Here is a 24,400-nt window from a genome sequence, read left to right as displayed (position 1 = left end):
TAATCATTTGTCAGAGAGGTCAGGACAAGAACCCACCATCCACATTCAGCGAAACCCCGGTGGTGTAGCTTGATGCATCACTCGCCAGATACAGCACCGCCCCGGCCATTTCACTCGGGTCAGCCACGCGCTTGAGCGGGATCTGCGTCAGTGCCTGCTTGAGGATTGCGTCGTTCTTCACCAGTGCCGAAGCGAACTTGGTGTCGGTCAGGCCCGGCAGCAGGGCGTTGCAGCGGATGCCGAACTGCGCGCATTCCTTGGCGAAGACCTTGGTCATGTTGATCACCGCTGCTTTGGTCACCGAATAGATGCCCTGGAACACGCCCGGTGAAATCCCGTTGATCGAGGCGACGTTGATGATGCTGCCACCACCGTTTTCGCGCATCAGCTTGCCGGCTTCCACCGACATGAAGAAGTAGCCACGAATGTTCACGTCGACAGTCTTCTGGAATGCGCCCAGATCGGTGTCCAGCACGTTGCAGAACTGCGGGTTGGTCGCAGCGTTGTTGACCAGAATATCGAGGCGACCGAACTGTTCCTTGATCCCGGCGAACACCTGGCTGATCTGTTCCATTTCACCGATATGGCAAGCCACGGCGGTGGCTTTGCCGCCGGCGGCGATGATGGCGTCGGCGACGTGCTGGCAGCCTTCGATTTTGCGGCTCGAGACGATCACGTGGGCGCCTTGCTGAGCCAACAGTTTGGCGATGGCTTCACCGATGCCGCGGCTGGCGCCGGAGACGAATGCGATTTTGCCGTCGAGGTCGAACAACTGAGTCTTGGACATAAAGGTTCCTTGGTGTGCGCCGTCAGAGGCTCGATTTCGCAATGACCTGCAGGCTCATCTGCTCCAGCAGTTTGTTCATGTGAATGAACTGCGCGAAGCGTTTGTCCTGGGTCTGGCCGTGGTAGAAGCGGTAGTAGATCTGCTGCACGATGCCGGCCAGGCGGAACAGGCCGTAGGTGTAGTAGAAGTCGAAGTTGTCGATCTGGATGCCCGAGCGTTCGGCGTAGTAATCGACGAACTCGCGGCGGGTCAGCATGCCCGGGGCGTGGCTCGGCTGGCGGCGCATCAGTTGCACGGGCGCCGGATCATCTGCCTGAATCCAGTAGGCGAGGGTGTTGCCCAGGTCCATCAGCGGATCGCCGAGGGTGGTCAGTTCCCAGTCGAGCACGCCGATGATCTGCATCGGGTTGTTCGGGTCGAGGATCACGTTGTCGAAGCGATAGTCGTTGTGGACGATGCTCGACGTCGGATGGTCGGCCGGCATCTTGTCGTTGAGCCAGGCTTTGACATTCTCCCAGTGCGGCGCGTCCGGGGTCAGGGCTTTTTCGTAGCGCTCGCTCCAGCCCTTGATCTGGCGGGCGACGTAGCCTTCCGGCTTGCCCAGATCGCCGAGGCCACAGGCATTGTAATCAACCCGATGCAGCTCAACGAAACGGTCGATGAAGCTCTTGCACAGCGCTTCGGTTTTCGCTGCATCGAGGCCCAGTTCCGGCGGCAGGTCGGAGCGCAGGATGATGCCCTTGACCCGTTCCATCACATAAAACTCGGCACCGATCACCGACTCGTCGGTGCAGTGCACGTAGGCTTTCGGGCAGTACGGGAAACCGTCGCGCAGTTGATTGAGGATGCGGAATTCGCGGCCCATGTCGTGGGCGGATTTGGCCTTGTGGCCGAACGGCGGCCGGCGCAGGACGAATTCCTGCTGCGGGTATTCCAGAAGGTAGGTCAGGTTCGACGCACCGCCAGGAAACTGGCTGATCTGCGGGGTGCCGGTCAGGCCCGGAATGTGCGCCTTGAGGTACGGATCGATCAGGCTGGCATCGAGTTCTTCGCCATCGCGGATCCGGGTGGACTGGTCAGTAAGCGCCATGCTTATCCCTTCTGCTTATTTTGGAGGCCAGACATCATTGGCTAATCTAATGGTGCGCTCGGGTGCTCACAAGCGCGGGTCGGTCTTATAGGTTAGCGTGTTGCAGGATAATCACCTTTGGGAATGTGCGCGGCGGGCTGTGGGCGACTAAGGTTTAGCGGGTATGCCATGTCCAGCAAGGAGCTTTGAAATGGGCTGCCCGCAAGTCTGTGCCAGCGCCACCCTGCAATGCAGTTTCGGCGCCGCGCCGGCGGTGCTTAACGTGCTGCCGGTCAACCGCACGCTGACCGGCGGGATGCCGGCGGCGAACATCATGGATCACATCCCTCTGGTCAATATCATGCCGTTCGGTGTGTGCATGAGCATGGCCAATCCGATGGTGGCGGCCGCGACCGCCGCCGCACTGGGCGTTTTGACGCCGATGCCGTGTATTCCGGCGACGGCGACGCCGTGGATTCCCGGCGGCGCACCGACCCTGTTGCTCGGCGGGATGCCGGCGATCGATGCCAACAGCACCCTGATGTGCAACTGGGCGGGGGTGATCAAGATTGCGATGCCGGGGCAGATGCAGATGCTCATTCCTTGAGTTTTGTGCTGGATGCGCCGGCCTCTTCGCGAGCAAGCCCGCTCCCACAGGGTTTTGTGTTGTGAATGGAATTGTGTGAACACCACCGGCCACTGTGGGAGCGGGCTTGCTCGCGAAGAGGCCAGTCCTGGCAAAAAGAAAACCCTCAAGCCTGCTGCGGATCCATCCACCGCTGATACCACCAGCGCACCCGCGAAATCGGCTTGCCATCAGCCCCCAGCGGCCGGCCATCCTCGGCGAACCCGGTTTCCGGCTCCATCAGTTGACCATTCAGATACCGCGCCTCAGCCGCCGGTTTGCCGTTCGGGTGAAAGCGCTGATAGCGCCCCTCACGCACGCCATCGCGGTAAAACTCGGCCTCGGCCACCTGCCCATCGGGAAAGTAGTTGAACGCCTCGCCGTGCAACAACCCGCGCCGATACGTCGCCTTGCGCTGCAACCAGCCCTCGGCCGAATAGAAATTCGCGACCCCTTGCAGCTTGTCGTGCACGAACGGCATCTGCGCCGAGACCTTGCCATTGGGGTGATAGAGCAGTGACATGCCCTGCAGCTCTCCCTGGTGGTAATTCAGATCGGCCTGCTTACGTCCGTCATCCTTGAGCTGCAGCGCGCCGTCGAGCTGACCGTCCTGCAAGCGGCCCTTGAGCTGTTTGTCATCCTCCTGCAAATCCAGCGGTGTGATCGCCATGACGGCTCCTTGTCAGTTGACCTGCACCAGACCGCCCTTGATGGTCAGCATGCCGCCGCCGTCCACGGTCTGTGAGGCGGCGCCCTTGTTGGTCAGGCTGATCCCGGCGTCGTTGGTCAGCGTGGTTCCGGCCTTGTTGTCCAGCGACGTACCGGCCTGATTGGTCATGGCCGTGCCGGCCTTTTGCGTGATCGAGGTGCTGGCCGAGGTCGCGAGGTCGGCGCCGCTCTTGATGGTGAAACTGCCACCGCTTTGCAGGGTGAGGGTGCCGCTGACCTTGATCGTGAGGTTGCCGTCCACCGTCAGGCTGTAGTCGCCGGTGACCTTGTCGGTGTAGTTGCCGCCGGTGCTGTGGTTTTGATCGGCACCGACCTTCACCGTGCGGCTGTCCTTCACATCGAGGCTGTCGCTGCCGGTCTGGATGGTCACGCTGCGTTTGCCTTTTTCCAGGGTCACGGTCTCGTCGCCGTCCTTGACCGTGCGGGTGCGGGCGTTTTGTACGGTGAGGGTTTCATCATGGCCGACGGTGGCGGTGGTGTCGTTGAGCACATTGATCTTCAAGTCCTTCTGCGCCTGCAGAAATACTTCTTCGGCATCCTTCTTGTCCTCGAAGCGCAGCTCGTTGAAACCGCCACCACCCTTGGACGATTGAGTCTTGATCCCCGACTGCGTCTGATTGGCCGGCAGCGCGTAGGGCAGGGCGTTGTCGCCGTTGTACACGCAACCGGTGACCAGTGGCCGATCCGGGTCGCCGTCGATAAAGGTCACGATGACTTCCTGACCGATGCGCGGCACGAACTGCATGCCAAAACCCTTGCCGCTCCACGGCAACACCACGCGCACCCAGCAGGAACTGGTTTCGTCATTCTTGCCGTCGCGATCCCACGGGAACTGCAACTTGATGCGGCCGTATTCGTCCGTCCAGATTTCTTCGCCGGACTTGCCGACGACGATGGCAGTCTGCGGATGCATGCGCGGTTTCGGTGTGCTGCGTTGTGGGCGAAACGGCGTGGTTTTGGGAATGGCTTCGAAACGGTTGCGATAGCTTTCGTGGCTGGCGTCGTGGGTGACCCTCGTGACGATCCAATCGATGTTCAGGCTCGCGTCTTCGTGGCCGTCGAGAGTGAACCAATGGCCCGGGATCAACCAACGACAATCGCTTTCACCGACGAAGCGTTTCTCCTCACTGCGAAGCCCGTCGACCCGTTGTTTGGTCAGCGCATCACCCCGGGCTTTTGCGTTGTAGCCGCCGGGATGCTCATAGATCGAACGCGGTCCGGCCACGGCTTCGGCCTGGCCGAAGAGCGAAGTGGTCGGCGTGGTGAATTCGTAATCCGTTGCCTTGTAAACGCCCGCCACGGCTTGTAGGCAGACCTGGCCTGAGCGGATGCCATGCAACTCACGCTCACCCATTTGCTGGCCCAGATACTTGACTTTCGGGCCGTTGGGGATCTGTACGAAGGCGTCATTGCTGTCGCCCAGCACCAGCGTGTGCTTGCCCTCGTCGTGGGTGAAAAACCAGAAGATGCCTTCCTCTTCCAGCAGGCGAGAGACGAAGGCGAAATCGGTTTCGCCGTACTGCACGCAGTATTCGCGGGGGGTGTAGCTGCCGGTCAGAGAGAGTTTGAAATCGGTGAAGCCGTGGGCCTTGAAGATCGTGGTGACGATGTCCGAGGTGGTGAGGTTCTGGAATACCCGGTTGTTGCTGGCCAGGGTCAGCCACCAGAGCCACGGACGCAATACGAGTTGATAGCGCTCGGCGGTGGCGTCAGCAGGGAGTTGGCGGATTTCGGCGACCAAGGCATCGAACGGGCGCAACTTAGCGTCGTTGTGCAATGTGGTGGTGACGTGAGTGGCGACGGCGCTGGTCAGGGTGAGGGGGGGGCCGTCGTTGAGGCCGTTGAGGGTTTGCGAACAGAGCGAGTTGAGGGCTTCTTCACCGGACAACCACTCAGGGTAAAGCGCCGACAGTGCGGCGGCGGTCAACGAAAGCGTTGCGTTACTGTCGGTGGCACGAGGCATTGGGCGGCCTTGATGAGGTGGTTGCAGCGTTCATGAAGCGGATTCGGTTCTAAAGAGAATTAAAGTTCAAATTGGGCATCATCGACATCACTGCCTCCATGTCACTTTGTTTTCGGAACTGCTTCCATAACCCAGGGAAATGGTCGTTGGCAGGCTGTAGCCAATTAAACAGAGGGCTTTTATAAAAGCAGGTACCGTCACTGACGGCTTGTTGCGGCAGATCCCGAGTCGTGCCCCATACAATGGCGTTGGGCCTTAGGTTCGCCAAGCCTTGAGCAATAGGTTGAAGTTCACCAATACTAATATGTGTTTCTCCAACTTCGCAGGCTGCGAGCACAATAAAGCAACTACCGCAATTGCCGATCATGTTGTGCAAGCCGGTATGTCTGTCCATTTTTACCATGGTGCTGCCGTGGCCAATAATAATTAGCATTCCTCCAAAGGCATCTCTCCAGCCGAGACTCGTCGGGGCAATCAGATCGCAAATGCCAGAGTATTTTGCCCACAGCTTTTTTGCTGCTTTCTTTCCGTCCTCATCGATGTAAGTCAGTAGTGTGTCTTTCATGTTTGCTGGCTCATAGAGTTTAATCGCGGGCTGCCATGCTGTTTTAATAGATGGCGTTTTTATGGTCGCTCATACGGTGGTTCTTTTTTTAGTTCGATAAAAGCCAGATTGGCTCGGTCACCCGAGAGTGTTTTCAATGTTCTCTGTGGGGTGTCATTGCCATCCAGTGTTCCGAATTTTTTAAGAAAAACGATGGAGAAAAAGTACTCCGGATGGTTGGCTGCCAGCGTTGCGAATTTGGCAGTGCAACTCAAAGGCCAGCCATGTAGCGAATGACTTGGCTTTCTGTCAGTCGGCGTACATGGGCTGTGTGTGAGGTAAACGGTTACATACTTGACGTCTTCGGCGATGGCGACGGCTGTATCAAAATAATCGATAAGAAACTCTTCCGCGTGTCCTTCGGGCACAACGCCAAGTTCTGCGGGGTCTCCCTCTGCGAGTTCCGCGTTGATAGCGACTTGCCGAGCATCAATGGCTGCCTGCATTTCGTTTCGGGGCACATTGCTGATTTGAAGTTGGACGTAAGCCTTTATCAGTTGCGCGCCAGCGTCCTCCTTTGACTCAAACAGAAAACACGTTTTGCACATTTTGTGGTTGTTGTGCTGGAACGTCAGGAGCGCGTGGACTTTTTTATTTCCAGTGTTGCGTTTGTGCAGCTCTGCAATACCTTCTTGAACGGAATTAAACTGTTCCATGGTCTTCAATCCTCGAAAAGGGGGGCGAAAAAGGGCACGAATCTATTTTTTTCATAAATAAATCTGTCCCCTTTGATTTCGTTCCCTTTGATTCATTGATGTGCCCTCTGTTGGAAAATGCGGGTGAGATTATTTGTGGTAGTTGGTTATAAAGTTGAAAGGTGCAGAAAGTTGTTTTGAGCGATCGATGGGCAGTCCGTGTGGGTACGTGTCAATGTTGCACAGGTAAGCCTTGAATTGACCCTCCACATCTCGAGACCATGAGTCCCCGCGATTCAAGGTGAGATCAAGCAGTTCGCAATTTTTTTGGCTGGTGGCTATGACCACGACCCATCTGTGATCAGCAACAAAACCGCCTAATTTGTAAACGTCACGGGTGATCGACTCCTGTAAGTTTGCGCCGCCGAATAAGCCGTTCGTGCTTTCTACTTTTATTTCAATGGCGTAGGTCTCATCTTGCAGTTCGAAATAGAAATCGACCTTTTCGCTGGAGTAAGGCTCTGGGTAACTGATTTCGCGAATTTTCGTTGTGATGCCGTAACCACGTCGTAGATGGTGAGCTATCTCAACTTGCGCAGCGCTCTCCCAAGGACCTTCAGAAACCCAGCTCTTCGTAAATTGACTTGGTTCATCGGTATCTTGCAGCTTTGGGTGTACACCTGCTGCCTGCAGCACCGCATTCAAAAAATCCGCTTCTGTCATTACTCCGTCTCCTGCGCGGGTGCCATTTTTGTGTTTCGTCAATTCTCGTTGGCGGCGGTCATTCCAACACCCACTCCGCCAACTTCCCCGTCACCTGCGTCATCAACACATTCTCGACATCCCGCGCACCCGCCGCGCTGCACTTGGCGAGCACCGCTTTCACAATTCCCGAATCAAACTCGAACTGTTTGCCCGTCGCCGCCTTGTAGCGGCCACGCAATTTTTCCAGCTTCGCCAACACAATCCCTTCAAGCGTCTGCTCATCCAGCGGCCGATACGCGACCACCGTCATGCGCGCCAGAAACGCCGGGCGGAAGGCTTGCAAAAGGACTTTGTGCAGCGCTTCGTTGAAAGCTTCAGAGCCGATCTGTGACGCGGGAGTGTCGAGCAACAGTTCAGCGCCGACATTGCTGGTGGCGAGCATCACGGTGTTTTTGAAGTCCACCACCAAACCGGTGCCGTCCTCCATCAAGCCTTTGTCGAACACGTTGTAAAACGCTTCCAGCACATCCGGATGCGCCTTCTCGATTTCATCCAACAACACCACCGAATACGGTTTGCGCCGCACGGCTTCGGTGAGCACGCCGCCGCTGCCGTAACCGACGTAGCCAGGCGGTGCGCCCTTGAGCTGGCTGACGGTGTGGGCTTCCTGGTATTCCGAGAGATTGATGCTGATCAGATTGCGTTCACCGCCATACAGTGCGTCGGCCAACGCATACGCGGTTTCGGTTTTGCCCACGCCGGTGGGGCCGACCAACAGGAACACACCCACCGGTTTTTGCGGATCAGTGAGCCCGGCGCGATAAGCCTGCAAGCGTTGGGCGATGGTGTTGAGCGCGGTGCTTTGCCCCATCACCCGTTGGCCCATGCGCTGGCCGAGGGTGCGTACGGCATGGGCTTCGTCGGCGAGCATTTTGCCGACGGGGATGCCGGTCCATCCGGCTATGACGGCAGCGACGGTTTTGCTGTCGACCTGTTCGGGCACCAGCGGATCGTCCTGGCGGATCGCATCCAGTCCCGCCTCAAGGCGCAGCAGCTCGGCGGCCAGATGATCGATGCGACTGTCGGTGGCTTCGTCGGGTTTGTCGCTGTCGGCGCGCTCACTCAAGTCGAGCAGTTCGCGGCGGGTGTCGAGCAGTTCGCGCACCGCTACGCGTTCTTCGCTCCAGCGGGTTTCCAGTTCGCGGATGGCTTGCACGTTGCCGCCAGATTCACTTTCCAGCAGGGTGATGCGCTCACGGTGATCCAGCCCCGTGGCTTGCTCACGCCGCAAACGTTCGACTTCGTCCTTGAGGCTGTTCTGCCGGTGGCGCAGGCTCTCCAGCGGTGGCGGCACGTCGTGCTGGCCGAGGGCGACCCGGGCGCAGGCGGTGTCGAGGACGCTGATGGCTTTGTCCGGCAATTGGCGGCCAGAGATGTAGCGGTGCGAGAGTTTCACCGCTTCATGTATCGCCGCGTCGAGCACTTGCACGCCGTGGTGCTGTTCGAGTTTGGCGGCGACGCCACGGAGCATTTCCACGGCGGTAATTTCGTCTGGCTCCTCAACCTGCACCAATTGAAAGCGGCGGGCGAGGGCGGGGTCTTTTTCGAAGTATTTTTTATATTCCATCCACGTGGTGGCGGCGAGAGTGCGCAACTCGCCGCGAGCCAGTGCCGGTTTCAAAAGGTTGGCCGCATCGCTGCCGCCCTCGGCACCGCCGGCACCGATCAGGGTGTGGGCTTCGTCGATGAACAGGATGATCGGTTTGTCGGCACTGCGCACCGCGTCGATCACGCCTTTGAGCCGCTGTTCGAATTCACCTTTGACCCCGGCCCCGGCCTGCAACAGACCGAGGTCGAGCACGCGCAAACTGACTTCCTGCAATGACGGCGGCACGTCGCCGGCAGCGATGCGCAGAGCCAGACCTTCGACCACGGCGGTTTTGCCCACGCCCGGTGCACCGACCAGAATCGGGTTGTTCTGGCGGCGCCGCAGCAGAATGTCGATGCACTGACGGATCTCGCCGTCTCGGCCAACGATCGGGTCGATGCGTCCGGCATGTGCATCGGCGGTCAGATCCTGGGTGTATAGATCGAGCACCGAGTCCTGCCGTGGCGCGGCACTTCCCGTTGAAGTGGTTCGTGGACCGACATGCTCACGAGAGTTCTCCGTCCACTCTAATAGATTGGCCCGCAGCGCTTCCTTGGGAATCCGCAGCAACGATGAGGCACTGTTGAGCAACAGACTGCGGCGCTCGTCGCGATCAATCAACGCCAGCAACAACAGCCCGGATCGAATACTGTCGAGGCCCAGCACACTGGCCTGCACCACCGCGTCTTCCAGCAACCCCAAAGTGTGTGAAGACAACGCCGGCGTGCGCGTGCTCCCCGCCTTGAACAGGTCCAGCGCCTTGTTGATTTCCGCGGTCAGCGCATCCCGTTCCAGGCCGAAACGTGGCAGCAGAAACGCAAAATCACCGCCCTCGATGTCGAGCAGTTCCAGCAACAGATGCTCGATCTCGACAAAGTGATGCCCGCGCTGCAAACAGCGCTGGGCGGCGCGTTCGAGGGCGCGGCGGTTGTCCGGGTTGAGGCGTCCGATCAGGCTGGCGAGTTCCATGTCAGGCGATCTCCAACTGACGAAGACGGGTTTCGATGCGCTGCACCGCGAGGCTGGCCTGACGCTGCAAACCACCGTTCCAGCTGAGCAGGGGCGCTGCCTGGCGCCCGAGCTTCAGCGGCCCGGCACCGCGCACCAGCAGCACCAGCGTCACGTCCAGATCCGGGCCGAAGTACAACGCCGCAAGGCTGGCCAATGCCGGGTGCGCTTCGCCGTCCGGCAGAAATCGGCTCGCCTGCGTTGAGGGCACTGGCCCGAGGGTCAGGCGAATACCGGCGTGTTCATCCCAGACTCGGGTGCCTGCTACCGCCGTACGCCCCAGTTGCAGATTGCGCCCACCTGGCTTGATGACGCTGCGGCTGGCAGGCGGAATTTCGCGCCAGGCGCCTTCATAAGCACTGAGTTCGACCGGCATGGCGAACTGCTCGCGGACAATCGCTGCGAACCCGGCCAGCGAGCGCCGGCCATCGGCGAACAACGCGGTGCAGGCCAGCACTGCACAATCGGGAACCGCCTGCCGCTCCTGCAAGGCCTTGGGCAACAGACCGGTAAGGGCGCGCAATTGTGCCTGTACCGGCGAGGCGCCCGGTGTGACAAAGCCAAGCGCGATGCGGTGCTTGCGCATCACCTTGTAGAGCAGGCTGAGCAGCCGATGCTGGAACAGATCGAGGAACTCGGCCGGGGCGTGATCCTTGGCCCGCGCCCGTTGTTGCAGCCACTCCTGATAGGCATAGGGCAGCGGGCCGTCGGGGCCGCCGAGGCCGAACATCGGGGTGTCGAGGATTAACGGCTGGCCCGGTTCTTCGCGCAGGTTTTCGATCTGGCTGGTGGGAAACAGCGGTGTCAGCGGTCCGCGTAATTTCAGCGCTTCGGCCTGGGGCGAGGTGCCGCTGCCCAAGGATTCGGCTTGCGGTTGTTCGCGCTCGAGCAGTAACAATGCCTGCAACAATTCGAACGCCTGCGGATCGCGGCGCAGTCGTTGACTCAAGGTCAGAGCGACAGGGGCATGCCGGCTTGGGGTTGCCATGCCTTGATCTCCTTGTCGGACTGCATCAACACCGTGCGCACAAAGCGATTGGCCGTGGCGTACACCGAAAAGAACTGCGCCAGCACGGCAGAAAACAACACCGCACTGCTACCGACGAAGTGCTGCGGATCGAGCTGCAACTGCACCTCCAGCCCATTGCGCCAGCCGCGCCAGGCATCGACGCCGACATGACCGATCACTCGTTCGCAACGCAGGCTCAGCAGGCCCTCGATCTGGCGCAGCGCACTGGCTTCGTCGCGCAGGTTGTGCAGGTGCAGAATTTCTTTCAAGGCGTCGAGTGCCTGCGGGCCTTCGACCAGCGACAAGTGATTGAGGGTCAGTTGCGACACCAGTCGCCAGCGTGAATCACCGTCCAGACGCGGCAGGCTTTGCGGGCTCGGCGGATTGCGCAGGCGTGCCCAGGCGATTGGCCCGGGACGTTCGAAACCCAGCGGTGTGCCGGCGGGCAGGCTCTGCGCTAGATGCCGGTTGGTACACAGCAGTTCGGCGGTGAGGCTGTAATCCGGCAGTTCGCTCAACGGGTCGAAACGGGTGTCGACCACGCTCACCAACAGGTCGCTGCCGAGCCGGTTCGGGGTCATGCTGCTGACCCGTCGCATATGCCAGTAGCGTTGCTGATCGCCACCGCTATGCTGGCTGCCGTAATACGCTGGCAGCCGTTGCACACCGTTGCCGGAGCTGGCGCGCAGGCTGCGAATGCTGTGGATCTCGACGCTGTTCTCGCGGTGACTGTCGGCAATCAAACGGTACTCGCTGCGGGTGCCGTCCGGGCGCAGTGGCTCGGAGGTCCGCGGGAACAGGTTGATCGCGGGAGCGCAGCCCAGGGCGATATCACTGGCCTGTAAATGCAGGCGGCTGGCCGGAGCGCGGTCGAAAACGATGTACAGGTACAGCGTCTGGCTGTCGCTGCTGACGCCGCTCAACGGCAGATCGAAAAATTGAAATTTGTCCGGGAAAGCAAAGTATTCCGCCAGCAAGCGCATGCCCGGGTGCACACCGTCCTCGTCCGGCAGCAGGACTTCGTCATCGCTGAAGCCGACGATCGTCGGCAAACCGTTCACTGGCGTCGGAATACTTCCTGGCGAACCGGCCAGTACCTGTATCGCGTGAGCGCCGAGCAGGTCATACAGACAGGCATTGATCACCGGCGAAGCGGTGAGATGAATGCGCAGTTGGCCGATGCCCAGTTCCGTCCATTGACTCTCGCCCAGGCAACGCAAGCTCAGGCGCAATGCCGAACGCGCCTGCACGACACCGGTCAGCGCCTGGGCTTCATCGCCGCCGAGCAATAACGCTTCGCTGACCTCTATCGGCCACAAATGCACGGCGGCCGAGGTGCGAAAGTGGATGCTTTCACCCTTGCTGGTGGTGACGAACAATGGGGTGTCACGGGGCAGGGGATAGCCCTCGTCGAGGTTGCCCTTGCTCGGGTCCGGCTCGAACTGGACGATGGCGCAGGAGGGCAATGGCCGCACGGCCAATGGATAAAGCTGTTCAAGCAAGGCATCACTGAACTCTGCATAGTCGTCGTCGAGTCTGCGTTGCAGACGTGCGGCGAGCAGGGCAAAGCCTTCGAGCAAGCGTTCGACATGCGGGTCGGGACACTCGCCCGGTGACAGCTCAAGGCGCCGCGCGACTTTCGGATAACGCTCGGCAAACTGGCTGCCGGCATGGCGCAGCCAGGTCAGCTCGCGCTGGTAGTAGTCGAGCAGTTGCGGGTCAATCGAGTCGCTCATGGCGCACCTCCAACCCTTGGCTGCCAGGTTCGATGACAAACGCCACCGGCCAATATTGCAGGCCGCTGCGCAGCTCGCCGAGCAGACGGATGCTTAAACGTTGCGGCTGGTCGGGCAGGGGATGGACCTGGACCTCGCCCAGTTTCAGGCGCGGCTCGAAATGGTTGATGGCTTCGCGGATCTCTCGCGCCAGTCGACGACGGTCATCGCTGCGCTGTTGTTGCAGGGCGCTCCAATCCGCAATGCCGTAGTCGATAACGCTCGGTGGCTGGGTGAGGGCGCGCGGGCCACGACGGGTGTTGAACAGGCGCGCCAACTCGGCATGCACCGAGTCGAGCAAACCCTGGCGATCGAACGCCTGCACGCTGTCGGCCTCGCCGGATGCGAGGCGTTCGAACAGCGGCGGGAGCATGCCGGTGCCTGCCATGACCAAGGCGCCGGGTTAGCTGACGAGCTTGTTGGCGGCCATGTCCCACGTCGACGCGGCAGTGCCTTCCTTGGTGCCATCGTCTTTCTGTGCGGTGAGTTCCCATTTGATTTTGGTGAAGTTCAGCGACAGGGTTTCTACCGGTTTGCCCCCGGTACCGCCGCTGACACTGACGTTGGAAATCACCACGTTGGTCAGGGTGTAGATGATGAACGGCAACAGTTGCCCGCTGCCTTCGGCGGCGTTGCGGCCGATGGTGATCTTGGCTTCCGGAATCGGTTTGCCGGCACAGCAATATTCGTTGAGGGACGGCGTCGAGGTATCGACGAATTTGGTCAGGGTGAACTCACCGACGTGGGGTTTGCCCGAGGTTCGCTCGGAGTTGCTGACGTCGTTGGTCACTTGCATGGCCACGTTGTGGCTGTAGGACATGACTTCGATTTTGTCCGTGTAACCTTCGAGCAGGCTGTCACCTTTGATGTCGCCGCCAAGGTCGAGAATGATTGCATCCATCGCTTGAAACTCCTGAAGAAATTCACAAATAGACTGAGCTCAGAACCTGTGGCGAGGGAGCTTGCTCCCGCTGACTTGCGTAGCAGGCCTCGTTTCTCAAAAAGAGCGGGCCGCTTCGCAGCCCAGCGGGAGCAAGCTCCCTCGCCACAGAGGTTTCATCAACTTCAAGCCGCTACCGGTGGCGGCAGGGTCGCCACCAGACGGATCGATGCAGTCAACTCCTCCAGCTGGAAGTGCGGCCGCAGGAACACCGTCGCCCGGTAGGCGCCCGGCTTGCCGGCCACTTCGGTAACGTCCACCCGCGCTTCACGCAACGGGTACTGCGCCTTGATTTCCTGCGGCGCGTTGTCGTTGATCAGCACGTAGTCGGCGATCCAGTTGTTGAGGTAGGTCTGCACGTTGTCGCGGGTCATGAAGCTGCCGACCTTATCGCGCATGATGACCTTCAGGTAGTGAGCGAAACGCGAGGCCGCCAGCACGTACGGCAACATCGCCGAGATCCGCGCGTTAGCGTTGGCCTCGTTGGTGTTGTAGACCTTGGATTTGTTGGTGGTCTGACCGCCGAAGAACACGGCGACGTCGCTGTTCTTCTTGTGGCACAGCGCGATGAAACCGAGGTCGTTGAGCTCTTTTTCGCGGCGGTCGGTGATTGCCACTTCGGTCGGGCACTTCAGTGACAGGTCGCCGGAACTGGTGCGGAAAGTGTGCGCCGGCAGGCCCTCGACCGCGCCGCCGCCTTCAGCACCACGGATCGCCGCGCACCAGCCGTACTTGGCAAAGGCTTCGGTGATGCGTTGCGACAGCGCCCACGCCGCGTTACCCCACAGGTATTTGCTGTGGTCGGTGCCGTTGACGTCTTCAACGTAGGTGATGCCTTCCACGGGGGAGGTGTCCGGGCCGTAAGGCAGGCGCAGCAGGAAGTGCGGCAGCACCAGCGACACGTAGCGCGAGTCTTCACTTTCGCGGAACGAGCGCCACTTGATCAGCTCCTGGCTCTCGAAGACTTTCGACAGGTCACGTGGCACCGCCAGTTCGGTGAAGCTGTTCATGTCGAACAGCCGTGGGCTGGCAGCGGCAATGAACGGTGCGTGCGCGGCAGCGGCGACGTTCGACAGTTTTTCCAGCAGGCCAATGTCCTGCGGATGGCGGCCGAAGGTGTAGTCGCCCACCAGCAGGCTGAACGGATGGCCACCGAAGGTGCCGTATTCCTCTTCATAGATCTTTTTGAACAGCGCGCTCTGGTCGAATTCGACGGCTTTTTCCAGGTCGTTCTGCAGTTCTTTCTGTGTGACGTTGAGCAGGCGCAATTTCAGCCGGGTGCTGGTTTCCGTGTTCTGCACCAGCATGTGCAGGCCGCGCCACGAGGCTTCGAGTTTCTGAAAGTCGGTGTGGTGCAGCACCTCGTTGAGCTGGGCGCTGATCAGTTGGTCGATCTGGCTGATGCGGTCATTGATCATCGCCACAGTGTCCTTGTCGATGGCCATGCCTTCGTCAAGCACCTGGGTGGCGAACTCCGCGAGCATGTCGCGGGCGTAATCCTGCTGACTGTCATCGTGAGCCATGCGGCCCTCGGCGATGATCCGGTCGAGCAGGGATAAGGTTTCGGCTGCAGCATTCTCGCTGGCTTGATTCTGGGCGGCGGCGGGCATGACGGATGCTCCCTCGGTTAAATGGATGATCAGGCTTGCGGTTCGGCCGGGGCCTCGGCGTCAGCGGCCGGGGTAGCGGTGTCTGGGCGAGCCGATTTGATCTCTTGCAAGCCTTCGGTGTTGGCGATGACGTCGCGCAACAGCTTGTCCAGATCATCATTGCCATCGAGTTTGGTCAGCAGGTCGCGCAGACGCTGGCGAGCCTCGAACAGGCGGCGCAGGGGAGTGATTTGTTCCACTACCTTGACCGGATCGAAGTCGTCGATGTGTTTGAAGTTCAGCTCGATATTGAGCTTGCTGTCGTCGCCGGTGATGGTGTTGTTGACCTGCAGGGTGGCGCGGGGAGCGATCGAGGCGAGCACTTCGTTGAAGTTGTCGCGGTCGATTTCGGTAAAACGCCGTTCAGTCAGTTTTGCCAATGGTTTAAGTGGCTTGCCGGAGAGGTCAGCCAGAATTCCGACCACCAGAGGCAATTCCTTTTTTTCGATGGCGTTGCCGATTTCGACGTCGTAGGTGATTTGCACTCGGGGCGGGCGGACCCGGTCGAGCTTGTGCTGAGTACTTTCTGCCATGGTGGCTGACTCCGATGCGAAGGCGGGCGCAATGCATCGGGGAGGCCCGTTCATCGCTTTCCCTTACTGGACCGTAGGTTAGAAAGGGTGGCAGATGACCTGTCGTTCCTTTGACAAACCTTCCTCATTCGGCTCTGGGAACCGAACTACCCAAGACGCTAGAACAGGTCTATAAAAATGCAAGCGAAAAGCTTTTTTGGACTGTCTCGGGAAAAGGAAAATTCATTTTGTGCAGACGATTTTTGAGTGTTGTTTTGTTTGCGCTGCTCGCCGGTTGTTCTTTTTTCGGGCCGAAAGTCGATCTGGACAGCCTGACCCTCGACGTCGCGCCCAAGGCCAATGACGACACGCCCATTGCCGTGGATTTCGTTGCAGTCAACGATCCGGATCTGCTCAAGCAGCTTTCGGGCATCAGTGCCAGCCAGTGGTTTGCCGGGCGCGACCAGTACCAACGCGACTATCGTCAACTGATGAGCGTGTGGGGGCTGGAGCTGGTGCCGGGGCAATTCATCGACCGCCAGACCTTCCCGCTGGGGGGCAAGAAGGCGGCTGGACTTTTGGTCTTCGCCAGCTATAACACACCCGGAGCGCACCGCTTGCGGCTCGACGATCAGCGCGAAGCGTGGCTCAAGTTCGACAGCCGCGAGATGAGCCTGGTCAGCAAGGAAAACTGAAACACACCGCTCGCCGCCGGGTTGCGGCATGGTCGAAGGGAGTCGTATGAGTCTGCTACCTGACGCGGTCTGCTGGCATGAAGGCATGCAATTGCTGCCGCAGCATTTTCAGTTGCAGGGCCTGCGTGCCGAAGCCCTCGGTGCGCATATGGCGCAAGCGTGCAACCCGTGGTTCTGGGGCGTCAGTCGCATGGAGTTCGATCCCTCGGCGTTGAGCGCCGGGGTGGTTCGCGTGCTGGCGTTGCAAGGCACCATGCCTGACGGTCTGCCGGTGGATCTGCAAGCCGGTATCGGCCCGATTCTGGAACTCGATATTGGCCCGGCCATCAACGCCACCGACGATGCCACCGTCACCGTTTACCTGGCGATCAGTCCGTTGTGGCGCGCCGGGCAACTGCTACCGCTGAAGGGACGCCTGCAATCCGTGGTCGGTGAAGCGCTGCCGGATCTGACCAGTGGCGAGTTCCCGGAATCGATCACCGTGTGGCGACCCAACCCACGCCTGTGCACGCAATTGAACAAGGCCGATTCGATCTGCCTGCCGCTGCTGAAAATCCGCAAGGAAGGCGGGGGTTTTCTGCCGCTGGCCTATACCCCGCCGACTCCGATCCTGTTGCCCGATTCGCCGCTGGGCCGGCGCGTCGCCGGCTTGTGTGCACGGGCGCGGGAAAAGTGCATGTTCCTCGGCGGTCGATTGCGTCAGGCGCAACAGGCGGGCAATCAGGACGATGCGCTGGAGATTCGCCGGCAATTGACCGCGTTGTGGGCACGGCTGCCGGAAGTCGAAGGCACACTCAACAGTCGCATCGCCCATCCGCAGAGTTTGTATGTGCAGCTACTCGGACTGGCCGGCGCCTGGTCGGCACTCGATCCGCTGGCCGGGGTGCCGGCGTTCGCGCCGCTGGATTTTCTGGAGTTGCAGCGCGGTTACGAAGCGGTGCTGCAATGGCTGGAAATCACCCTCGAACTGATCCGCGCCGGCTATCGCAGCCTGCCGTTCGAGCGCGGCGAGCAGAGCTTTTCAATTCAGTTGCCCGATGAGCAACCGAGCCAGCGGCTGGTCATCGGCCTGCGCATGCCCAACGGGGCCAGCGAGCAGGCGGCCAGTGAATGGCTGCGCAGTGCAATCATCGCCTCGGCGCCGCACGTTGCCTTGCTCAGCCGCCAGCGCATGAGCGGATTGAGCCACCAGGCCATGAGCCGCAGTGAACAAGTGGCCTACAGCGTCGGCGATGACACGCGGCTGTTTGTGGTCACGGCCGAAGGCGCGTGGTTCGACGCACAACTGCCGCTGATGATCGCCGCGCCAGCAGCGAAGTTGACCAGCAGTCCGTGGCAGGTGGTGCTGTTTGTTGCGCAGACGAGTGAAAGTGCCTGATCACACAAGGAACGCAGCATGTCGGAAGGGACTGCCGGGGCCGGAACGAGAAATCTGAGTTTGCAGGACGCGCCGCTCAGCAGCGCATTTCGGCAGACGTGGCAGCAATGGTCGCTGGACTGGAGCCAGTTGCCCAAGGACCGCGAGGACGAGGCGGCTCTGGTCGAAACCGTGGTCGAACTCTCGACTCAGGCCTCGCAACGATTGTGGCGCACGGCGTACTCACGGGTGGGGGATTCCGCCACTGAGCAAGTCAAGGCGCTGGTCTATGCCTTTGTCGCGCTGGTTGATGAAACCCTGTTGTTCAGCCCGTGGCCGGGGCAATCCGCCTGGCAGAGCAAACCTCTGGAGTCGCGTCTGTATTCGACGCGCCAGGCCGGCGAGCAACTGCCGGCGGCGATTCAAACAGTGCTCGATGAACAACAACCAACTGCTCGCGATCTGGCCAACGTCTACCTGCAGTGCCTGATCCTCGGTTTTCATGGGCGACTGCGCGGCGAACACAGCCAGGCGCAGTTGGAGAAGTGGCGGTTGGCGTTGTTCAACTTCGCCTGGCAAGACGAGGCCGACTATGCCGATGTCAGTCAGCGCCTGGTACAACCCTCGCAGGCACCGCCGTTGCAGCTACCGGTACGCACGGCGTTGCCGGACGGCTTTCGCCTGGCGCTGGGGATTGTGGCGATGGTGCTGTTGCTGACCGGGATCGGCCAGTTTCTGTGGCGTGACATTCGTTCGGAACTGGAGCCGGTGCTGCAGATGAGCGATTCAGTGGCGGCCCCGGAGCAAGATTCATGAGCACTTTGACGATTGTCGCGTGGGTGGTCGCGCTGTTGTTGCTGCTGGTGATCATCGCGGTCGCGGTGTGGTGGCTGCGCACCCAGAGCGGCGCGGCGATCCGCAGTTTCTACGCTTCGGTGCGGCACATGGAGCAAGAGCAGGGCACCCATGATCGTTATCAAATGCCGTGGTTGTTGATGCTCGGGGACGAAATCCAGGGCACGCAACTGGTCAACGAATGGCACCTGCAACCCACCGACAAACCGGCGTGGTTCGGCCGCTGGTGGTCGGACCCCGAGGGCGCGGTGCTGGTGGTGCCGCAAGCATTGTTCTTGCCCGAGGACGGCATGCACCTGCAACGCGGCGGCTGGTGGCGTCTGCTCGGGCTGATTTTACGCCTGCGCAGCAAACGTCCGCTGGACGGGGTGATCTGGACGGTGCCGGTCAGTCGTCTGGACAACCTGGAGCAGGCCACCCAACTCGGTCTGGCGGCGCGTCGGCGCTTCATCGATCTGCTGCAACGGTTCGGTTTGAGTGTGCCGGTGTATGTGATCGTCACGGGTCTTGAAGAACTGCCCGGGTTTCAGGAACTGATCAGTGCACTGCCGGATGAGGCCCGTGATCGCACCCTGGGCTGGTCATCGCCCTACGCGCGCGATGCGGTCTGGCAGGGGCAATGGAGCGACCAGGCGCTGGACAGCTTGCACCGGGCTCTGGCCGAAGCGGTGATCGAAATCGGTACTTTGTCCGGGCACCTGAGCGCGGACCTGTACGCGTTGCCGGAACGTCTGGAAAGCCTGCGCCGTGGCCTGCAGAACGTATTGGAACCGGTATTTCAAGGCAACGCGCAGGGGGAGGCGCCGTGTTTTCGCGGCGTGTATTTCAGCGCGAATCAGCCGGCCGATGATGCGCTCGACGGGTTTTCCGCCGATGACAGCGGCTTGCAGCGCAGTGCGTTCGTGCGCCAGTTGTGGCGCCAGCGCCTGGTCGGCGAACGAGGGCTGGCCCAGGGTGTGCCGCGCCTGTTGCGCTTGCGTCAGCGCTGGCAGCGGATCACTGCCGGCGTCGCGCTGGTGGTCGGAGTGCTGTGGGCGGTGGCGATGATCTGGGTCTGGCACGACTCGGTTCGCGATGCCCACGAACTGGCGCGGCTGATGCAGGGCGCGCAGAAGAGCTATGTCGCCGTCACCGACGAAGCGCATCGCATCGAGCCGACCCGGCGCAATGTGCAGAGCTTCTGGCGTGTGCTGGAAAAAGCGCCGCACTGGCACTACGTGTCGTTGGTGTTTCCGACCTCGTGGTTCTCCTCTTTCGATACCCGGATCGAACAGGAACTGTTCCGCTCGACCCAGCGCCATATGCTGGTGCCGCTGCACGATCTGCTGGTGGCGGAGCTGGCGAAAATCAAGGCGATTCGCAGCACTGATCGGCGCTCCAGCGTCGAAAGCGAAGACCCGGCGCAATGGCAGAACTACCAGAAGGCCACGGATCTGGTGGATCGCGCATTGCGTCTGGAGCAACAGAATCAGTTGTTCGGTGAAGTGCAGAACAACCAGCGAGTGCCACTCGATGACCTGGTGCAATTGAGCAACAGCGCGCTGTCACTGAATCTCAACGCCGCCACCTTGCCCCATGCCGCTTATTACAACCGACTGCTGGCGGCAGGGGATGGCGGTGATCTGCAGGCGCTGGACCTGAGCGTCGAGCGGCCGCTGATTGTCAGCAACTTCACCGGGCTGATGGAACGCTGGCTCGATCAGTATTTCCTCGCCGACAACTTTGTCAGCAAGGCCGGTTACCTCAAGCTGCATCTGGAGCAACTGGAGGCGGGCAGCGGCAACAGCCTGAGCGAGCTGGAAGATCTGCGGGCACTGATTGATGATCTGCAAGCGGCGATCGCCCTGACCAACTCGACCTGGAGTCGCGGCAAGGGCCAGGAACTGGTACCGGGCTACCGCGACTTTCTCGACAAGGTACGCAAGAGCACATTGCTCGGGCCTGCCGTTGAACAACAACTCGACGCCCAGGCGAGCAAGTTGCAGCAGAGTTTTCGCGATCAGTGGATCGCCCAGGTCGGTTCTCGCGGCAATCTGCTGATGCAGCAGGGCAGCGGGCAACTGGCGTTGCAGGATCAGGTGGTGAAACTCAACAACGCCGTGCAGGCGCTGTTCAGGCGCGACTTCGTTTCGATCGCGATGCGCGCCACGCAGGACAACGTCAATATGCAGGGTCAGACCGTCGACGGCGATGACCTTAATACCTCGTTGAGTTACTTCGCCAGCTACAAAAGTTATGTCGCCGAAGAGCTGCCGCGCATCCCGCCGGTGTATCGCGATGCCTTGCTGCAAGCGGCCGAAACTGCCGCCGCCCAGGCGATGTGGCTGAGCCTCAAGGATCACAACGACCAGACCCATCCGTACGCGGTATTCAACGTTCAGGCCGAACAGGCGATGGCCCTGCAAAAAGCCTTTGTCGAGGTGCACCGCAGCGACCTCGCCGCGCGTCTGCAAGGCGCATTGAACCGGCGGGCGCTGGCGCAGATCGTCAGCGGTCTTGAAGAAATCACCGCGCAACCGTTGTTCGGTGGTCGTACCGAAATCAGTCAGTGGAACGGTTCGAAAAACCTCGGCCTGCAGCTGTACGGTGCCAGTGATGTGCAGGATCTGAAACTGAGTCTCAAACAGCAGTTCAACACCATGCTTGGCATCACCGAACGTCGCGCGCCGGCCCTGCAGTGGCTGATGACCCAGCAGGGTAACCTGTCGGCGCTGGATTACGAGCGAGTGACCCAGTTCAGCGCGCTCAACGATGAATTGCTCAAGTACAAGGACGCCAACCCGGCGAGTTCCCCGGCGCAGATCGAGCAACTGGTCAGTCGTGATTTCATCGAGATGGACACCGGTTCCTGCCTGCAGGTTCTGCAAACGGCCAACCTGGCGGGTGGGCGTGGCACGCTGGCGATGCGTGCGGTGGAGTTGCAGCAGTCGGCGATGCAGCGTTGCCAGTTCCTGCAACAGCAAGAAGCGGCCACGGCCTGGAATGAACTGGCCAACTATTTCAATCAATACCTGGCCGACCGCTTCCCGTTTGCCAACGGGGTGCAGGCGCAGGACGCCGACCCGTCACGGGTCCAGCATTTTCTGGAAATCATCGACAAGCGCCTGCCGGTGGCGCAGGCCGGACTGGTCTTGAGCCAGACCCCGGAGCGTCTTGCCGCCGAAGACTTTCTCAACCGCCTGAAGCAGGCCAGCGTGTGGCTGACTCCGCTGTTCGTGCGCGACAAGAGCGGCATCCTCGGGGTGGAACTCGACGTGCGCTGGCGCACCGACCGCGAGGAAGAAAGGGGCGCCGATCAGGTGATTGCCTGGGGCTTGCTGGCGGGTAATCAGCAGATCAACTACCCCGGCGTCGAACAGCCGAACCTGCGCTGGATGGTCGGCCAACCGATCCGCCTGACCCTGCGCTGGGCACGCAACGGCAAGGAGCGCCCGGTCAACGATCCGCTGCAACCGAACCTAGTGGTGCGCGACATGGAGGCCGGTTGGGAGTACGGCGGGCCGTGGTCGCTGCTGCGCTTGATGCGTGCGCACTTCTCGGTGCAGCGTCAGCCGAATATGGATTACACCGATTTTCCGCTGGCGTTGCGCCTGCCGGTTACGGCGGCGACCGACAGCGTCACCAGCGAATTCACGCGGATGTTCGTGCGCCTTTCGCTGATGAGCCAGGGCTCGAAATTGCCGCTGTCGATCTCGCCATTGCCTACCCGCGCACCGCGTTCACCCTTTCAGATGACCAACACGACCGCTGCCCTCGAAGCCTCCAAGGAGAATCTGTGAGCCTGCCTTTGACAACCTTGCCAGAGCTGATCGACCAGTTGCTCGCGCCGATCAGTGCCGAGGCGCCGTGTGGTGTCGATCTGCGTTATGAACGCGAGTTCGACCAGTTGCGCGATCTGCGCCGCGAAGACGATGCGAGCCTGCCGACCGGGGTCTGGCAATCGACGCTCAAGCGCGCGAACTGGCCGGAAGTCGAGAAGCTGACCACCTGCTTGCTGCTGGAGCGCAGCAAGGATTTGATGCTCAGCGCCTGGCTCGGTGAAGCGTGGCTGCACCTGCAAGCGCTGGACGGGTTGCCCGGTAGTCTGGCGCTGATCGCCGGATTGTGTGAACGTTTTCCCGAGCACCTGCACCCGCAGGCCGAGGACGGCGATCAGTCGTGGCGGGTGATTCCGCTGGAATGGCTGGTGCGCCGGTACTGTGAAATTTTGCTGACCCGGGTGCCGTTGTTCGGCGCGAACAACAGTGATTTCGAGGTTTACACCCTTGAAGTCTGGCGTCGCCTGAAAGTGCAGCAGGTTCAGGTCAATGACAGTAAAGGCGCAAAGACTTCGGCGGAAAATGCGCGCAACGAGCAGAAACGGCTCAGCGAGCAGATCCGCGCGACACCGCTGGCATTCTGGCTGCGCACGCAGGGCAGTCTGCTGTTGAGTCTGCAACACCTGCAACGTCTCGATGCGTGGAGCGACGCTTATCTGGGCGGTCAAGGGCCGGGCTTCGGGCCATTGCAGCAAACCATTGAGGCGCTACTGACGTTGGTTCAGGAGTTCATCGCCATGCACCCACAACAACCGACGCCCGCGCCCGCACCACTCGAGACGCCTGTCGCCGTGGCGCAGGTTGTCGAAGAGGCGCCGGTGGCTCAGGTGTTACGCGAGCCGGCCAGTCGTGAGGAGGCTTACCGCCAATTGCTGCTGATCGCCGAGTACCTGGCGCGCACCGAGCCTCACAGCCCGGTGCCGTACCTGATTCGACGCGGAGTCGAGTGGGGTAATAAACCATTGAGCGAATTGCTCGGCGAGCTGATCAGCGCCGACGCTGAATCGCGGCGTTTGTGGACGTTGCTCGGCGTGCTTTAGCGCACGCGTTGATGGCCTGTTTTCGGCGGTAACTGAATCGGCGTCAGCACGGGTTGCCCCGAGAAGAATGCCGTAAGGTTTTTCCCCACCAGTTCCACCGTGCCTTGCGTGGCCTCCGGCGACAGACCGGCGACATGCGGGGTCAGTATCACGTTGCCGAGCGTTTTCAATGCGTCCGGTACTTGTGGTTCGTGGTCGAATACATCCAGCGCGGCGCCGGCGATTCGCCGTTGTTCCAGTGCCGTGATCAGCTCGGCGGTGGCGATCACACTGGCGCGAGCAATATTGACAATGAATCCCCCAGGTCCGAGCGCGTCGAGCACCGGACGCGTCACCAGATGCTGAGTGCCAATCCCGCCCGGCGTGGCGACGATCAGAAAGTCCGAGGCCCGCGCCAGTTCGGTCGGCGTCGAGCAGAAGGTGTAGGGCACATCGCTGCGCACCTGGCGGTTGTGGTAGCTGATCTGCATGTCAAAACCGAGGTGCGCGCGCTTGGCGATCGCCATGCCCACCGCGCCGAGCCCGAGAATCCCCAGGCGTTTGCCGGCCAGCGACGGGCGCATGATCTTCGGCCATTCACCGCGACGCACGGCGGCGTCGCAGCGTGGAATGTCGCGCACCAGCGCCAGCAGCATCGCCATCGCGTGGTCGGCCACCGACGAGGCGTTGACCCCGGCACCGTTGGTCACGGTGATGCCGCGATCACTGGCAGCCTGCAGGTCGACATGCTCGTAACCGGCACCAATCACGGTGATGATTTTCAGCGCGGGCAGGGCCGCGATTTCGTCGGCGGTCAGGCCCAGCGGGCCACGGGTCAATACCGCATCGATGCGGCTACCGTGGCTGGCGATGGCTTGCGCACGTTCGGCAGGCGTGGGGGCGAGGATCAGGTGAAAGCCCTGATGCTCGAGAATCGGCAAATAGTCATTGATGGTTTCAACCAGTACCAGAACGGTTGCGGGCATTGCGCGGCTCCT

General features: G+C 60.8%; 21 protein-coding genes. 6 read left to right on the top strand and 15 right to left on the bottom strand.

Annotation, left to right across the window (positions count from 1 at the left end; all coding sequences use genetic code 11):
- Positions 1–19: 19 nt before the first annotated feature.
- Together NTD85_RS18720 and NTD85_RS18715 are read right to left on the bottom strand one after the other, a co-directional pair.
- Complete coding sequence (locus NTD85_RS18720) at positions 20–787, bottom strand: SDR family oxidoreductase (RefSeq protein WP_003224048.1); 768 nt, start codon at positions 785–787, stop codon at positions 20–22.
- Between the two features lie 22 nt (positions 788–809).
- Positions 810–1,877 carry a phosphotransferase family protein gene (locus NTD85_RS18715; RefSeq protein WP_262142885.1) on the bottom strand — a complete coding sequence of 356 codons (1,068 nt, stop codon included), beginning with the start codon at positions 1,875–1,877 and terminating at the stop codon, positions 810–812.
- A gap of 190 nt (positions 1,878–2,067) precedes the next feature.
- Between NTD85_RS18715 and NTD85_RS18710 the strand changes: the two genes are divergently transcribed.
- A complete protein-coding gene (locus tag NTD85_RS18710) occupies positions 2,068–2,463 on the top strand; it encodes a DUF4280 domain-containing protein (RefSeq protein WP_003224052.1) in 396 nt (131 codons plus the stop codon).
- A 145-nt stretch (positions 2,464–2,608) separates the two neighbouring features.
- On the opposite strand, the gene NTD85_RS18705 is transcribed toward NTD85_RS18710, so the two are convergent.
- From NTD85_RS18705 to tssB, 12 genes are all read right to left on the bottom strand, one after another.
- Positions 2,609–3,151, bottom strand: a complete 543-nt coding sequence (locus NTD85_RS18705) for a toxin-antitoxin system YwqK family antitoxin (RefSeq protein ID WP_262142884.1) — start codon at positions 3,149–3,151, stop codon at positions 2,609–2,611.
- Between the two features lie 12 nt (positions 3,152–3,163).
- Entirely contained in the window at positions 3,164–5,173 is a 2,010-nt protein-coding gene (tssI, locus tag NTD85_RS18700) for a type VI secretion system tip protein VgrG (protein WP_262142883.1), read from the bottom strand.
- Positions 5,174–5,222: 49 nt separating this feature from the next.
- Positions 5,223–5,738 carry a hypothetical protein gene (locus NTD85_RS18695; protein ID WP_003224057.1) on the bottom strand — a complete coding sequence of 172 codons (516 nt, stop codon included), beginning with the start codon at positions 5,736–5,738 and terminating at the stop codon, positions 5,223–5,225.
- Positions 5,739–5,797: 59 nt separating this feature from the next.
- Positions 5,798–6,433: a hypothetical protein gene (locus tag NTD85_RS18690; RefSeq protein ID WP_103484645.1), complete on the bottom strand. Its 636-nt coding sequence runs from the start codon at positions 6,431–6,433 to the stop codon at positions 5,798–5,800.
- 129 nt (positions 6,434–6,562) lie between these two features.
- Positions 6,563–7,135 carry a hypothetical protein gene (locus NTD85_RS18685; protein WP_003224062.1) on the bottom strand — a complete coding sequence of 191 codons (573 nt, stop codon included), beginning with the start codon at positions 7,133–7,135 and terminating at the stop codon, positions 6,563–6,565.
- A 58-nt stretch (positions 7,136–7,193) separates the two neighbouring features.
- The gene (gene tssH / locus NTD85_RS18680; protein ID WP_262142882.1) at positions 7,194–9,734 is read right to left on the bottom strand and encodes a type VI secretion system ATPase TssH; all 2,541 of its coding nucleotides are present in this window, start codon (positions 9,732–9,734) and stop codon (positions 7,194–7,196) included.
- 1 nt (position 9,735) lies between these two features.
- Positions 9,736–10,761 carry a type VI secretion system baseplate subunit TssG gene (gene tssG / locus NTD85_RS18675; protein WP_262142881.1) on the bottom strand — a complete coding sequence of 342 codons (1,026 nt, stop codon included), beginning with the start codon at positions 10,759–10,761 and terminating at the stop codon, positions 9,736–9,738.
- On the bottom strand, positions 10,725–12,518 hold the full coding sequence (gene tssF, locus NTD85_RS18670) for a type VI secretion system baseplate subunit TssF (RefSeq protein WP_262142880.1): 1,794 nt from the start codon (positions 12,516–12,518) through the stop codon (positions 10,725–10,727). The genes tssG and tssF overlap by 37 nt, the downstream gene beginning before the upstream one ends.
- Complete coding sequence (tssE, locus tag NTD85_RS18665) at positions 12,502–12,945, bottom strand: type VI secretion system baseplate subunit TssE (RefSeq protein WP_103521741.1); 444 nt, start codon at positions 12,943–12,945, stop codon at positions 12,502–12,504. Before tssE ends, tssF begins: the two co-directional genes overlap by 17 nt.
- 15 nt (positions 12,946–12,960) lie before the next feature.
- Entirely contained in the window at positions 12,961–13,458 is a 498-nt protein-coding gene (locus NTD85_RS18660; RefSeq protein WP_003224073.1) for an Hcp family type VI secretion system effector, read from the bottom strand.
- A 164-nt stretch (positions 13,459–13,622) separates the two neighbouring features.
- Complete coding sequence (gene tssC / locus NTD85_RS18655) at positions 13,623–15,107, bottom strand: type VI secretion system contractile sheath large subunit (RefSeq protein WP_003224074.1); 1,485 nt, start codon at positions 15,105–15,107, stop codon at positions 13,623–13,625.
- Positions 15,108–15,136: 29 nt separating this feature from the next.
- Positions 15,137–15,679: a type VI secretion system contractile sheath small subunit gene (gene tssB / locus NTD85_RS18650; protein ID WP_003224075.1), complete on the bottom strand. Its 543-nt coding sequence runs from the start codon at positions 15,677–15,679 to the stop codon at positions 15,137–15,139.
- 227 nt (positions 15,680–15,906) lie between these two features.
- Between tssB and NTD85_RS18645 the strand changes: the two genes are divergently transcribed.
- From NTD85_RS18645 to tssA, 5 genes are read left to right on the top strand one after another with little or no spacing between them, the layout of a single operon-like run.
- Entirely contained in the window at positions 15,907–16,353 is a 447-nt protein-coding gene (locus NTD85_RS18645; protein ID WP_003224076.1) for a hypothetical protein, read from the top strand.
- Between the two features lie 46 nt (positions 16,354–16,399).
- Positions 16,400–17,731 (top strand): type VI secretion system baseplate subunit TssK, encoded by a 1,332-nt coding sequence (tssK, locus tag NTD85_RS18640; RefSeq protein ID WP_103521739.1) that lies wholly within the window; start codon positions 16,400–16,402, stop codon positions 17,729–17,731.
- An 18-nt stretch (positions 17,732–17,749) separates the two neighbouring features.
- A complete protein-coding gene (locus NTD85_RS18635) occupies positions 17,750–18,526 on the top strand; it encodes a DotU/TssL family secretion system protein (protein ID WP_262142879.1) in 777 nt (258 codons plus the stop codon).
- Entirely contained in the window at positions 18,523–22,344 is a 3,822-nt protein-coding gene (locus tag NTD85_RS18630) for a type VI secretion system protein (protein ID WP_262142878.1), read from the top strand. Before NTD85_RS18635 ends, NTD85_RS18630 begins: the two co-directional genes overlap by 4 nt.
- Positions 22,341–23,423 (top strand): type VI secretion system protein TssA, encoded by a 1,083-nt coding sequence (gene tssA / locus NTD85_RS18625; RefSeq protein ID WP_003224080.1) that lies wholly within the window; start codon positions 22,341–22,343, stop codon positions 23,421–23,423. The genes NTD85_RS18630 and tssA overlap by 4 nt, the downstream gene beginning before the upstream one ends.
- On the opposite strand, the gene NTD85_RS18620 is transcribed toward tssA, so the two are convergent.
- A complete protein-coding gene (locus tag NTD85_RS18620) occupies positions 23,420–24,388 on the bottom strand; it encodes a 2-hydroxyacid dehydrogenase (protein ID WP_262142877.1) in 969 nt (322 codons plus the stop codon). The genes tssA and NTD85_RS18620 overlap by 4 nt on opposite strands.
- Between the last annotated feature and the right edge of the window lie 12 nt (positions 24,389–24,400).

This window comes from Pseudomonas sp. 13B_3.2_Bac1 (assembly GCF_025466205.1).
In the GTDB taxonomy this organism is placed as follows: Bacteria; Pseudomonadota; Gammaproteobacteria; order Pseudomonadales; family Pseudomonadaceae; genus Aquipseudomonas; species Aquipseudomonas fluorescens_H.
Note: the sequence above shows the minus strand (reverse complement) of the source record. Positions and strands in the feature narration are given on the sequence as shown.